Here is an 11,130-nt window from a genome sequence, read left to right as displayed (position 1 = left end):
GAAACGCCAACAGACGCTCGAAGAGCGGGGCTCGATTTTGCCGAGGTTGCGTTGATTGACTGGGATCAGGCGATCACCTTGGAAGACACCCGGCAAGACTATCCCGAGCAACGTTTTATCACTTTTGCAGTGATCAAGGACCGCATGTGTGTTGTCGCTTGGTGTTACCGCGGCGCTGCTTTGCGGGTGATCAGCCTGCGCAAAGCCAATACCAGAGAGAGGAAACGATATGGCTAACCATAAACCATATATCCAAGATGACGGCGAAGTCCGGGAGTTGGACGACCATTTCTTCGCAACGGCGAAACGTGGACGCCCGCCTTTGCCCGAGGCCCAGCGCAAGAAACGCGTGAACCTCATGCTCGATCCCGATGTAGTCGAGAAGCTCAAAGCCAAAGGCAACATGAGCGCCGAGGCCAATACAGTCTTGCGAGAGGCGTTGGGGATATAGGAGGTCACTGTTTCACCTCGAAAAGCGATTTGATCTCATCCCGGATCGCCTCAGTGACTCCTTGGTGCTGAGCACCACTTGCAGTGGAGGTAAGGGGTTTCGAACAGGGCTTAGGGAGCATCGAACTTACCCACCTCATCGCCCCAGACAGTCCAGCCCGGCCGGAGTTGACGCGAGAATAGCTCAATCCGCCGCGCATCGGGCATGAGGTTTTCAGCCGCCTCGAATGCCTCGTTCGGTTTGCGGGAATGCTCGCGCACCTTCGCCTCAATCGTGATCGTCCCGGTAGGCCAAGGCCCGCCACCAAACTCCGAATGGAAACCATCGTCGAACGTGGCCACTGTCGATCGGGTGGACCTGGTCGTCTTCGGAGCCCCGCGGGTGGCGATCAGGAATGGCTCATTTGAGCTGCGCAACACATAGCCGGTGCCGAACGCCTCCTTGCCGCGGGTGGTGCGCTTCACCCACGTACCCGCTGTCTTGTACTCGAACCCCCAGGCCTCAATCACGCGCAGTGCGTCGGGCAGCATCGGGTTGGTGGCCCAGAGCCACAACAGGCAATCCGCCGCTGCAATTGCCTCCACGGGCAACGCGCAAATGGCGTCCGTGTCCTCACACGCATAGTGCGCTTGCGGCGCCTTCTTCTCACCAGCCTCCGAGTACAACTCATAGCGCCACGCTGGGTCCGCCATGATCATGTTGAAGCCACCGTGCGGGCGCATATCCAGAAACTCACGCAGGGCGCTCATACCTCGCGCACCTCCACCCCTTGAGCGGCGGCGACGGCGCGGCGGACCTCGTAATCCCGCGTGGGCAGGCCCTTGGCATCTTCGTAGATGGTCTCGCCGGTGGCGACCTCGACATAGCCAAAGTCCACGGTGATCCGCATCTGCCGACCTTTCCGGGCGATCAGAGGACCATCGCGTCCCTCAAGTGGGACCACGACCTGCCGGCGGAGTTCGATGATTTCCCCAGCCTGCTCCAGGAGCTTCAGTTCCACCCAGCGCTTCGCTTCACGTTTGCTGTCGAAGTTGATCCCATCGACGGTGATGCGCTGGGCACCGAACTTTTGAGCTTTCGGTTGCTCCTGCAGATGACGGAGTTCGGCTGCGGACATGCGCTCGGTCATGACGCCTCCATGCGTGTGGAGAGCCCGTATTTGACCGACGTCTTGTTGAATTTGGCAGCGACGGCCTGACCAGCGTCTATGCCCAGCGCAGTGGCGAGTTCATTCAGAAACTTGAGAACGTTGCTCATCCGTGGCGCAAATTCAGACGCAAGGGCAGTTGTCACAGGCTTGTCAACGCCCTGCAGGATGGCCATGGAGACTTGCCCGACAGCCCAATCTACGGCGAGGGCCAACACCAAGGGTTCACCGTCCGGTTTGGGCGGCTGTGTTTCCGCAGGGTCCTCAAGCTCGAGCCCAAGCTCAAAGGCGAGGAGATCAAGCGAGATCACCGTATCCCCGATCTCGTCCGCCACATCCTCAAGCGTCATGGTGGAGCCGCAGATCCCGCGCTGGGCGCGAGCCAGCTTCTTCACCGCCCCAGCGACTTCGCCAGCTTCGTCCGCCACCTCAAGGGCTCGGAACGCGATATCGGCCTTTTCGTTCCCGGTCCATTCGACCTGACGGGCAACATTCGCGGCACGGAGCTTTTTGAAGTCGATGCTCATGCGCTGTCTCTTTCCGCGTCCTGACGCTCTGTGCGCAGAGCTTTGAACGCGGTGATCGCGCGGTCCGGGTAGGCGCGGGTCAGGCGCTGGAAGGCAGCGTCTGCATCCTTGGCCCGGATGATGTGATGGATGGGGCCGACACCGGCCACGTCTGCTTTCACTGAGAAGCGTTGTGTCACTGTCCTCGGTCCTCCTGGTGTGCTTTCAGTTGCTGGCCCGCGAACTTGAGGGCGCGGGCGATATCCGCCGCGATCGGGTCTGTCGCAGCCAATCCGAACTGGACTTGGTAAGTGCTCTGGATTTCATCGAGCGAGTGCAGGCGCATGGAGCGTGGGATCAAGCCAATCGGTCCCTGTCGAAACGAATGGACGACGCAATCGCCGGCATCGAGATCGATGGTGACCGTCGCCTTGCCAAAGACGGTGCCATTGGTGGCCGGGTCGGCGTGAACGCTGGTCATGGGCGCAACCCCGCTGCCAGGCATTCGGCCTCAGTGACCATCCCCAACGCGATCATCTCCCGAGCCGACGCCGCGGAGACATGGGCCGGAACCCAACGCTGGCACTCACGGATTGCCTTTGCCCGCCCCTTGAGGACCGCGTCATGGGCTTCCTTGCCGGATTTGGGTTTCGAGTGACTCTTCCAGCGTTTGTCCCGGACCCAATTCTCGGAATAGGCGATGTAGCGAGGGTGGTTACCCTTCTGCTCGACGGCATAGGCCTTGGCACCGGAGAGGATGTCCTCGCGGCTCACACCATCCTCGCAAACCGCCTTCTTCAGCGCAGCCTCGGTCTTTTCCCGATCACCAGCACGAGGATAGACGGCGAAGAACCGATCGAAGAAATCTGAAAGTCCCGTGTTTGCGGCGTCAGCCGCAAATAAAGGTTCAAGGATGGTTCCAGTAAGGTTTGGGTGACACTGTGACACCCCATGGGGTGACATGGTGACACCCGTCAGGTGACAGGGTGACACGGGTGACATGGTGTCACTCGTCGATTTTGTGTCCACGGGTGTCATGGTGTCACGTGTCGAGGGCAGCTTTTCAATAGCTTCGATGTTGATCCGGTACTCTACCGTGAAGCCATTTCGACACTTCCTCTGACCCACTTCAGAGATGAGCGATGCTGCCAGGAGTGCATCAACGGCCCGCTGGACCGTCCGCTTACTCATCTCCAAATCGGCAGCGATGTTAGCCTTCGAGGTCCAGATCCCGGAACCGTCATCTGAGGCGCATGCAGCCATGAACATGAGTACCGCCTTGTTTGCGGAACTTCCGGTTTGGCGTCTCTGAACGATGCCCGTCGCGATGTGGCTCATGACGCACCACCAGCCGATGCCGTGTCGCAAAATGAGACACGGCCCTTGGTCCAGGTCCGACACGGCAATGGTCTAGCTTGAATCCCGTCCCTCAAATTGAGAGGCGGGCTGCACTCTGACTTTCGGTAGCGCTGTTCAAGCGCCCAGTTTATTGCGCGATGGCTCATAGCTCACCGCACAACGTCGCCCCTCGACGTTGCCCCATGTTTCTGCTCCTGAAAGAGGTTTTCTGCCTGGTTGAGGGCTTCTGCGGCCCCGGATTATTGCCGTGGGTTCGGTTTGACATCCCGCTGATCGCCGTAGACCCTGCGCGCGGGTCATGCGTTTGGTAGAATTGCGGAATGGAGAAACCGAAACATGAACAGATACATTGCCATGCTGGCAGCCTGCACAGCACTGGCCGGTTGTAAGGTGGGCGTGGACGCTGAGATTTTTGCGGCTGACGTGCTGGACGCCATGGATGGCGCGAACGACATCACCACACCAATGTTGCTGAGCTTTGAAGTCAGCGGCGATAATGGCTGCGTTGAGGCGCGCGACGGACTGACGGGTCCGCTTGCCGCCGCCTTCGGGACGGCGGAATACGTGGCCTGCGAGCGGCGTGGTTTCGACACCTTTGCCGATTTCCGGGTTACGGTTGATCTGGTACACGAGATTGAAAACGGGACCAACGACAGCGATCAACCGATCTTTGTTGGCGTATTCGCCGAAGATGATGGCGCGACCGGCATCTACTACTTCTTCAATCGGTCCGCTTTCCAGACGCTGCAAGCAAGCATCCCGGAAGAGATGACGCGATTCCACCCGGAACCCGAACTGCTCTTGAGTGCGACCCTGTCCAACGATCTGCGTGAAGCCGTTCAAATCACGGCAAGCGATGCCTTTGCAGATGGCCGGCCCGTCACTGGAACCCAAACATTCGATTTGGACCGCCGGGGTGAGGTCGCTATCGACCTGTCCAACGTATCGAATGCGGCGTTGGGCTTGACCGATGGGTGGGTCCTCATCGCACGGATGGGTGCTACAGCGCAGCAGTAACCCAGCGAAGAATACAGCGTCTTGTCCGGCGTTTTCGCCGGACAGGGCGATATGCGGGGCACGAACCATACCAATCACTCCGCCGCGAACAACATGACGGGTGCTGTTTCCGGATGCTCCACCATCGCGATCGCAACATGCGATCCGTGAGCTCCACCTTCGCCTTTCCACCAGCGATATGCCGTTCTTTCAGACACCTGGAACACGGTCTGCACGTGCAGAACGCTCCGGTAGTTGGCGCGGATGTACGACGCCCAGCGCCGCGGGAACGCTTTCGCAATCTCGTAGGGGTCGTTCGCCGGCACGCCGGGCGTGATCTCCGGCGTTTTCGCGGCAAATTCGCGGGATTGCATCGCCGACGCGGTAACCGGAATGTCGGAGCCATTGACGTAGATCACGACAGGAGACTTGCGATTGTCGCCGTTCATGATGCCCCCAATTTGCGGGGGAACCGCCAGAGGAAATGCGCCAGCAACTTTGCGCAGACTATCCCTACTCGAAATCGCGGGGTGCGCGACGGTGCTAGGAACACCGCCGCGCGTATCCATCCCGCCCAAGAAAAAGGAAAAGCGGGATGAAAACCGTTATCGCATACACGTACAGAAACCGATTTGGCCTCTGGTCGATACGACGCGAACCCAATGGTCGATGGCAGGCCATGTTCGAGGACGAGGGGCTTGGGAGCTACCACTCGCCGATGGCCGCGCACGACGATCTCGTCGGTGGGGCGACCTTTTGGCCGAGCAACGGCTTGAACCCCGACAACTGCGGGTTGCCGGATGATTTGTCGGAGTGGCACCAGCACGATCATCGGTGACCATCCCGCTTGGCCCAGTTCTTCGCTAAGTAGGGTTCGAAGCCCGATACCAGCTCCTCAATCGACCGTAGGTCCTCGATCGCGAAGGAGAGGTGACCATGCCTGGAACCGTCCTCGTTCTCGATGCGCAGCACCATTCGGTCTCGATCGCGATCGTCGCCGGTCACACCGCCGACTCGGACGCGCGGATGCTGGATGGGAGTTTTCGGTGCTTGGATCACGTGACATCACCCATGCTAAGTTGATCATCTTCAGTGAGAGACGCGATCAGGAGCTTGCCATGGAAGTCGACTTTCAAACGATCCAAGACGCGATAGGAATCGCGGGGGACACCGGCAGCGCGGCTAGCAAGGTCGCCAAGGCCGCTGAAGCTATCAAGGAGCTTTTCGGCTCGTCTAAGAGCGGTGCTGACCCCGATGTTAAACTCGCGATGAGCGAGCTGATGCTGCAGGTAGCGAATACGCAGGCGGCGAATGCGCAACTGATCCAGCGCCTGACCACGCTGGAAACCGAGATAAAAGCGGCGCAGGCACAACAAACCGACTTTCATCGATATGAACTTTGGCAAACGCCAGCCGGTACGCTTGTGTATCGCCTCAAAGAAAGTGACGACACAGGGGAGCCACAACATCTCCTGTGTCCAAACTGCATGCAGCAGAAACGCAAATCGATCCTTCAAGGACAGCGAGTGGTGAATTGTCCTGCCTGCACGACGTCTTATCGGATCGAATCGCCGCCACCGCGCAAACCCAAGCCAGCCGGTCGTCGATGGTGACGCAGATTGCGATGCTTCGCTGTGGATCGCGACAGGAGATTGATGATTGCGACCGTTCATAATGCCCCCAATTTGCGGGGGAACCGCCAGAGGAAATGCGCCAGCAACCCTGCCCAGACTGTCTGCAATAGAAATCGCGGGGTGCGCGACGGTGTATCCAGCACCGCCGCGCGTATCCATCCCGCCACAATTGCAGGAGACGCGGGATGGAATTCCTGAAAATGCTCATCATTGTTATGTTGCTGCTCGGCCGAGATCGCTGGTTCTATGCCTATGTCGGGACACTGGTCGCGATCAGCTTTATGGTACTGAACCTGCGCTAGATCAGCGAAATAGCGTATATGAGCAACCAGACAGCGCCATAGACCAGCTCCGAAATCACGAGGCAGAACGTGATGATGAGAAGTGCCGTTAGCCAAGGTTGACTTGCGAGGATCAGATAGATGGCCAGCAAGTGTTCCGCCAACGCTTGATACTTGGGGGGCAGCATTTGCGTGAACTCCTGTCGGTTGGATTTGGGGGCAACGCGGGTAGCTCATGCCGCCTCCGTTTGAGGGGGTGGATGATCTTCCATGTATTTTCGAAGCCGCCGAGCATCTCGTTTCAAAGCATCGAGGCGGCGCTGATGTCGCGAAACGTACCGGCTATCGTTCAATGCTCGGACGCAAACCGTGGACGCCTTGAGCCCAACCTCTTTGCAGTAGGCATCCAGCTCGTCGATGATGCCTTCATGTGTCTCGTCGATGATGCTTTCGTGTGTCATGGTGCTATAGATTGGATAATCGGCCAACAAAGTCAATTGACAAATAGCCAATTTGTGTTGGCTGATTGTCGAATTACTTATTTGACATGACCCAAGAACACATTCCGTCCTTCGAAAGCGCCTTGAAACGCCACCTCGAAGTATCCGATTTGGATGTGACGAGTTTGGCGCGGAAAGCTGGCGTTAGCCGCGATGCCCTGTACAAAGTTGTTTACGGAAAGACCAAGTCACCAAGCCTCGAGGTTATCATTCGAGTTGCTGGCGCATTCGGTGAGACCGTTGAGGAGTTTATGGGTATGAGGCCCGCGCAGGTTCGGGATGGGCTGCTTGACGAGATTGGTCGATTATCAGCTCAAGAACGTGCTGTACTTCAAGCGTCGTTAACGGCGCTTCGCTCCCAGCAAGCCGCCGATGGCGCAGATAAAGGGCCAGCCGAAGACACTGCTCGTTCGAAAGACCGTCAATGACCAATTCTCCACACATAGTGGAATCCTAATAGGGCAATCAACCTAAAGAAAGACAGACATGGCTTATCGAACAATAGCTTTCCTCATTTCGGCCATGGCTTTTGGCGGCGCATTGAGTGCCGAGACCTGTGATCTCTCGGCTGCTGAGGCCAAACTCCAGGAGGCCGAGGCAGCTGGTGTCATTTCTGGCATTGGGTTCTTCAACAATAAACCAACGATTGCCGTCGAACGGCAGACTTGGGATGCCTTGCCCCTGGATACTCGCCTTGGAATGATCGAGACGTTCGAATGTGCTGTGGCCGGCCCCGGAAATATCTTGGCAGAAGTCCAGATCATTGATCCCGGCGGAGTGGTTCTTGCGACCTTTGATGGTGTGGACAGAAGACTCGATGTAGCGAACTGATCTCCGTCGTCCTTGCCTACCAAAGCCTGTGATTCTGATTGTCGCGGAAGACGATTCGCCAATCTGTAACATTAAGAATTGGCTATTTGGCCAATTTTATGTTGACGTTGGATAAATAGCCAACATACTGCCTCCAGCAACAACGGAGGTAACCATGCTGCATATCGCACCTGCACGGATCTATGCGACCGAGCCGAAAACGCATTTACGCGCGGATCCACGACAGGTGGTCGCGAACCCCGAACAATACGCGGATCGCCCGCTGCTCCGCCGACTGGCGTGGATGACGCTCATGACCGCACGCGGGAACGTGGTTGACCAGGACAGGCTCGCCCGGATGCCAGTTGAGGTTGGTCGATGAGTCGCCGCCTGAACATCGAGCGCCTGCGTGGGGCAGTGGACGTACTCAAGACTGTCGTGCCCGAGAACCAACTCTACTCGCTGAAGAAGATGGCGAGCAATCATGGTGGGAGCTTTGATCTGCCCAGCGCCTGCGTTGGTGCTGATGGTAAGCCCGTCTACCAGCCCAGACAGATCATGATCGAGGTATTCAAGGTTCGTGGTGCCGCACACAGGGTCGAGGACCTCGCCTATGCGTGGCTGGTGGCTGCAGAGGGTTTGATCGACGCCGCTGATACCCAGACATGTGAGGTCACATGACCTACCGCAAGCGCTTGCCCAACCGTCGTCCTTCGATGACCCGCGCACTCGAATGGCGGACGGAAACCGGGGCGCATGAATTACATGTCACCATTGGTGTCGATCCGGAGACCGGCCAACCAGTGGAAGTGTTCTACGCCGATGGCCAACGGATCGGCTCACAACTCCAACATGCGATCCAGGACGCCTGCGTCCTCATCAGCCTGCTGCTGCAGTACGGGGTCGCTCCCGGCTCGATCGCGAAAAGCCTGTCCACGGTTCCCGTGATCGGGGAGCCACAACCGGCAACTGTGATCGGGGTCATTGCGGAAGCCATTAAAGAGCCGGCGATCGCAGAATGAACGAACAAACGAAAACGAGCTGCGAAGGGTACGAAGGCATGGGCGACGAAAGAAGAGGGCTGTATCAGAAATTCCGTGTCGAACGCACAGACGGCACATCCGGGCCAGGCGGTAAGCATCACAATTGCAACTATTTTGTCTTGGACATGGACCACGACGAACATGCGCGCGCAGCCATCGCAGCCTACGTTCAGTCTCTTGAGGATGCCGAAGAATACCCGCTTTTGGCGGCCGATCTTCGCTATCGCTATCTCTGATCACAAAGGACCAAATCATGACCGATGAAGACCGCGCGGAAGCAATGGAATGGGGCCGCAGAGCTGGCAACGCTGGCATGTCGCCCGCTGTGTGCCCTTACAAAAAGACTGACGATGAGTACCCCGTTTGGGCAGCAGCCTATCGGACCGCAACCCAACAGCGGATCGCCCATGGTGGCGCATCACCATTTTAAGGACCGAACCATGGCCGCTCAGGTTGTTGATTTCCCGACGACGGACAAAGCAAAGCCCGTATGTAGTGGCGTGAGCCGTGACGGGGAAAACCCGAAGGCAATGGTGGCCTATTTCGACCGCGCACTGACTGATGAAGAGATGCGCTTTTTCCACGACTGTCTGCGCCGCTGGCAGTCGCTAACGTAAAGGACCACACGCATGAATGAGGGACTTTTTTGGATGGTGTTCAACCCGCAAGGGCGAAGCCCAACCTACATGCACCCAACACGCGCGGAAGCCGACGCTGAAGCACAGCGGCTCGCGCAGCAAAATACGGGACAGCAGTTCATTGTTCTTAAAGCGGTCGGTGGATTTGAGGTTGAGCGCCCGCCACTTCCGCCAATCAAGAAAATCGACATGGAGAAATTCGTGTTCGACAACATTCCATTTTAAGGACCGATTAAGAGCGAGGTCAGAGACGGAATGGCTTACAACCTGGATACCAACGAAGGCGATCTAGCAGGCCGCTGCGGTGGATGTGGTTCCCGCACTCTGACGATCAGCGCCCGCACCGACACGCTTTACGCGGTCTGCGGAGATTGTGGTCGGTTTCAGGAACTGGAAACCCGCGACTGGCCGGTTACGAAGATGTGCGACAACTGCGCGTTTCGCAAAGGATCGCCAGAACGCGCCGACCCTGATCGTTGGTTTGACCTTATGATCGAGACGATTGAGAGGGAACGACCCTTTCACTGCCACAAAGGCTTGGCCGCGACACTCGACAAGGAAACGCAGACTGTCTCGTTTGCGGAACCGCCCGAGGGCCAACGGACCGTCTGTGCCGGGTGGATGGCAGCGATTACGGCAAAGTATCGGCGCGAAGAGCGGGCAGAGGCACGGGAGACGGCTGAATGACCCACCACTCCGCGTTGTTCCCCGCCTTCGAGATGAACGCCTTCAAGATGCCGCATTGGTTCATCAGCCACGGCCTCCACAAATACAAGCCGCTGGTTACAATGCTTCGAGCAAGCTGGGAGCATTGGGCAGAAGCCGATGCGGATGGACTGTCGCACCTGTCGCCGATGATCCTGATGTTCAACGCTCCCCCGCCTGAGATCAAAAGGCGGGTTGGCGGACACACCTGGCACAAGATGCGGACGGCCAGCTTAAAGGCCAACGCTAACCGCATGGTTCTGCGATTGGTCGGTGGGTGGTCGCTCGAAGAAGCGATGGAGTGGCCGGTGCATGAACGCCGTCATGCCAAGGGCCTCATCAAATCCGCGACAAAGTCCGAGCTATTGATCGCCTGTCGCCATACCCAGCCCGGTCAGAAGCTCATGGACAACTATCGGATGGCCCGCGACTTCACGCGTCTCGGCGGGACCATCGATCCGGCATGGGGCCGCAAACGATTGAAGCGGGAGCATGATGCGCTGGCCCTGCAGCAGGCGCTCAAGAGTTCTGACCCCACGCCGTGGGCCAAGGCCTGGCACTGTGACATCGATGGCTACAGCTTCAGGCTCCTCAAATCCGAGGCCGAGCTTGCCATGGAGGGTATCGCCCAGCGCCACTGTTGCAGATCTTACGCTCAAGACTGCCGCAAAGGCATAGAAACGGTGTTCAGTATCATGGGGCGGGAAAGGGCCACTATGAGCTGGAACCGCCGCTTCAGCGAACTGCAGGTCAAGTCCTTCGCAAACGGTTGGGTCAAACAAGACACCAGGCGTGCGGCAGCACGCTGCGTCGAACGGTACTTTAACGAGTTGCTTGGGCGTGACGATGCCTATGTGAGGGACGTATGAGCGCGCACTTCGTCTGCATATCCGGGGGTAAGGACAGCGCAGCTACCTACCTGCTGGCGCTCGAGCGCGGGCGACCCTTCCGGGCGGTTACAGCGGATACCGGACATGAGGCACCGGAGACCTATGAGTGGATTGCCGATGGTCGCTTACGACGCACGGTGGACGGCAATATGATATGATCGCAGCAATGG

General features: G+C 58.1%; 27 protein-coding genes. 18 read left to right on the top strand and 9 right to left on the bottom strand.

Features of this window, described 5'->3' with window-relative positions:
* The first annotated feature begins 51 nt into the window (after positions 1-51).
* Positions 52-237, top strand: a complete 186-nt coding sequence (locus ACR3ES_RS17345) for a BrnT family toxin (protein ID WP_480493599.1) — start codon at positions 52-54, stop codon at positions 235-237.
* Positions 230-451, top strand: coding sequence for a BrnA antitoxin family protein (locus ACR3ES_RS17340; RefSeq protein WP_480424017.1), 222 nt, complete (start codon positions 230-232; stop codon positions 449-451). Before ACR3ES_RS17345 ends, ACR3ES_RS17340 begins: the two co-directional genes overlap by 8 nt.
* Before the next feature lie 110 nt (positions 452-561).
* Here the strand turns inward: ACR3ES_RS17340 and ACR3ES_RS17335 are convergent, their stop codons facing one another.
* From ACR3ES_RS17335 to ACR3ES_RS17310, 6 genes are read right to left on the bottom strand one after another with little or no spacing between them, the layout of a single operon-like run.
* Complete coding sequence (locus ACR3ES_RS17335) at positions 562-1,200, bottom strand: MT-A70 family methyltransferase (protein WP_480424015.1); 639 nt, start codon at positions 1,198-1,200, stop codon at positions 562-564.
* A complete protein-coding gene (locus ACR3ES_RS17330) occupies positions 1,197-1,580 on the bottom strand; it encodes a DUF1064 domain-containing protein (protein WP_480424014.1) in 384 nt (127 codons plus the stop codon). The genes ACR3ES_RS17335 and ACR3ES_RS17330 overlap by 4 nt, the downstream gene beginning before the upstream one ends.
* Positions 1,577-2,125: a MazG-like family protein gene (locus tag ACR3ES_RS17325; RefSeq protein WP_480424012.1), complete on the bottom strand. Its 549-nt coding sequence runs from the start codon at positions 2,123-2,125 to the stop codon at positions 1,577-1,579. The genes ACR3ES_RS17330 and ACR3ES_RS17325 overlap by 4 nt, the downstream gene beginning before the upstream one ends.
* Positions 2,122-2,304, bottom strand: coding sequence for a hypothetical protein (locus ACR3ES_RS17320; protein ID WP_480424011.1), 183 nt, complete (start codon positions 2,302-2,304; stop codon positions 2,122-2,124). Before ACR3ES_RS17320 ends, ACR3ES_RS17325 begins: the two co-directional genes overlap by 4 nt.
* On the bottom strand, positions 2,301-2,585 hold the full coding sequence (locus ACR3ES_RS17315; protein ID WP_480424009.1) for a hypothetical protein: 285 nt from the start codon (positions 2,583-2,585) through the stop codon (positions 2,301-2,303). Before ACR3ES_RS17315 ends, ACR3ES_RS17320 begins: the two co-directional genes overlap by 4 nt.
* Positions 2,582-3,442, bottom strand: coding sequence for a helix-turn-helix domain-containing protein (locus ACR3ES_RS17310; RefSeq protein ID WP_480424007.1), 861 nt, complete (start codon positions 3,440-3,442; stop codon positions 2,582-2,584). Before ACR3ES_RS17310 ends, ACR3ES_RS17315 begins: the two co-directional genes overlap by 4 nt.
* A gap of 357 nt (positions 3,443-3,799) precedes the next feature.
* On the opposite strand from ACR3ES_RS17310, the gene ACR3ES_RS17305 reads away from it, so the two are divergent.
* Positions 3,800-4,480, top strand: coding sequence for a DUF7424 family protein (locus ACR3ES_RS17305; protein ID WP_480424006.1), 681 nt, complete (start codon positions 3,800-3,802; stop codon positions 4,478-4,480).
* A gap of 74 nt (positions 4,481-4,554) precedes the next feature.
* Here ACR3ES_RS17305 and ACR3ES_RS17300 read toward each other — a convergent pair whose 3' ends face one another.
* Positions 4,555-4,908 carry a hypothetical protein gene (locus tag ACR3ES_RS17300; protein WP_480424004.1) on the bottom strand — a complete coding sequence of 118 codons (354 nt, stop codon included), beginning with the start codon at positions 4,906-4,908 and terminating at the stop codon, positions 4,555-4,557.
* Between the two features lie 146 nt (positions 4,909-5,054).
* Between ACR3ES_RS17300 and ACR3ES_RS17295 the strand changes: the two genes are divergently transcribed.
* The 3 genes from ACR3ES_RS17295 (at position 5,055) to ACR3ES_RS17285 (ending at position 6,072) form a co-directional block, all read left to right on the top strand.
* Positions 5,055-5,297: a hypothetical protein gene (locus ACR3ES_RS17295; protein ID WP_480424002.1), complete on the top strand. Its 243-nt coding sequence runs from the start codon at positions 5,055-5,057 to the stop codon at positions 5,295-5,297.
* A 98-nt stretch (positions 5,298-5,395) separates the two neighbouring features.
* Complete coding sequence (locus ACR3ES_RS17290) at positions 5,396-5,542, top strand: hypothetical protein (protein ID WP_480424000.1); 147 nt, start codon at positions 5,396-5,398, stop codon at positions 5,540-5,542.
* A gap of 35 nt (positions 5,543-5,577) precedes the next feature.
* Positions 5,578-6,072 (top strand): hypothetical protein, encoded by a 495-nt coding sequence (locus tag ACR3ES_RS17285; protein WP_480423999.1) that lies wholly within the window; start codon positions 5,578-5,580, stop codon positions 6,070-6,072.
* A 319-nt stretch (positions 6,073-6,391) separates the two neighbouring features.
* On the opposite strand, the gene ACR3ES_RS17280 is transcribed toward ACR3ES_RS17285, so the two are convergent.
* Positions 6,392-6,562 (bottom strand): hypothetical protein, encoded by a 171-nt coding sequence (locus ACR3ES_RS17280; protein ID WP_480423998.1) that lies wholly within the window; start codon positions 6,560-6,562, stop codon positions 6,392-6,394.
* Between the two features lie 45 nt (positions 6,563-6,607).
* Positions 6,608-6,835 carry a hypothetical protein gene (locus tag ACR3ES_RS17275; protein WP_480493603.1) on the bottom strand — a complete coding sequence of 76 codons (228 nt, stop codon included), beginning with the start codon at positions 6,833-6,835 and terminating at the stop codon, positions 6,608-6,610.
* 86 nt (positions 6,836-6,921) lie between these two features.
* On the opposite strand from ACR3ES_RS17275, the gene ACR3ES_RS17270 reads away from it, so the two are divergent.
* From ACR3ES_RS17270 to ACR3ES_RS17215, 12 genes are all read left to right on the top strand, one after another.
* A complete protein-coding gene (locus ACR3ES_RS17270; protein WP_480423995.1) occupies positions 6,922-7,302 on the top strand; it encodes a helix-turn-helix domain-containing protein in 381 nt (126 codons plus the stop codon).
* A 94-nt stretch (positions 7,303-7,396) separates the two neighbouring features.
* Positions 7,397-7,705 (top strand): hypothetical protein, encoded by a 309-nt coding sequence (locus ACR3ES_RS17265; protein WP_480581879.1) that lies wholly within the window; start codon positions 7,397-7,399, stop codon positions 7,703-7,705.
* 154 nt (positions 7,706-7,859) lie between these two features.
* Positions 7,860-8,066, top strand: a complete 207-nt coding sequence (locus tag ACR3ES_RS17260) for a hypothetical protein (RefSeq protein WP_480423991.1) — start codon at positions 7,860-7,862, stop codon at positions 8,064-8,066.
* Positions 8,063-8,365 carry a hypothetical protein gene (locus ACR3ES_RS17255; protein WP_480423990.1) on the top strand — a complete coding sequence of 101 codons (303 nt, stop codon included), beginning with the start codon at positions 8,063-8,065 and terminating at the stop codon, positions 8,363-8,365. The genes ACR3ES_RS17260 and ACR3ES_RS17255 overlap by 4 nt, the downstream gene beginning before the upstream one ends.
* On the top strand, positions 8,362-8,706 hold the full coding sequence (locus ACR3ES_RS17250; RefSeq protein ID WP_480423988.1) for a TSCPD domain-containing protein: 345 nt from the start codon (positions 8,362-8,364) through the stop codon (positions 8,704-8,706). Before ACR3ES_RS17255 ends, ACR3ES_RS17250 begins: the two co-directional genes overlap by 4 nt.
* Before the next feature lie 38 nt (positions 8,707-8,744).
* Positions 8,745-8,963, top strand: coding sequence for a hypothetical protein (locus ACR3ES_RS17245; protein ID WP_480423986.1), 219 nt, complete (start codon positions 8,745-8,747; stop codon positions 8,961-8,963).
* Between the two features lie 17 nt (positions 8,964-8,980).
* Positions 8,981-9,157: a ribosome modulation factor gene (locus ACR3ES_RS17240; RefSeq protein WP_480423984.1), complete on the top strand. Its 177-nt coding sequence runs from the start codon at positions 8,981-8,983 to the stop codon at positions 9,155-9,157.
* Positions 9,158-9,167: 10 nt separating this feature from the next.
* On the top strand, positions 9,168-9,344 hold the full coding sequence (locus ACR3ES_RS17235) for a hypothetical protein (protein WP_480423982.1): 177 nt from the start codon (positions 9,168-9,170) through the stop codon (positions 9,342-9,344).
* A 12-nt stretch (positions 9,345-9,356) separates the two neighbouring features.
* Positions 9,357-9,590 carry a DUF2188 domain-containing protein gene (locus ACR3ES_RS17230; RefSeq protein WP_480423980.1) on the top strand — a complete coding sequence of 78 codons (234 nt, stop codon included), beginning with the start codon at positions 9,357-9,359 and terminating at the stop codon, positions 9,588-9,590.
* 30 nt (positions 9,591-9,620) lie between these two features.
* Entirely contained in the window at positions 9,621-10,052 is a 432-nt protein-coding gene (locus ACR3ES_RS17225; RefSeq protein ID WP_480423978.1) for a hypothetical protein, read from the top strand.
* Positions 10,049-10,939 (top strand): hypothetical protein, encoded by an 891-nt coding sequence (locus tag ACR3ES_RS17220; RefSeq protein WP_480423976.1) that lies wholly within the window; start codon positions 10,049-10,051, stop codon positions 10,937-10,939. The genes ACR3ES_RS17225 and ACR3ES_RS17220 overlap by 4 nt, the downstream gene beginning before the upstream one ends.
* The gene (locus ACR3ES_RS17215; protein ID WP_480423975.1) at positions 10,936-11,118 is read left to right on the top strand and encodes a phosphoadenosine phosphosulfate reductase domain-containing protein; all 183 of its coding nucleotides are present in this window, start codon (positions 10,936-10,938) and stop codon (positions 11,116-11,118) included. The genes ACR3ES_RS17220 and ACR3ES_RS17215 overlap by 4 nt, the downstream gene beginning before the upstream one ends.
* The last annotated feature ends 12 nt before the right edge of the window (positions 11,119-11,130 follow it).

The organism is Ruegeria sp. B1 (assembly GCF_056535885.1).
This window is presented reverse-complemented; position numbering and strand designations above follow the sequence as displayed.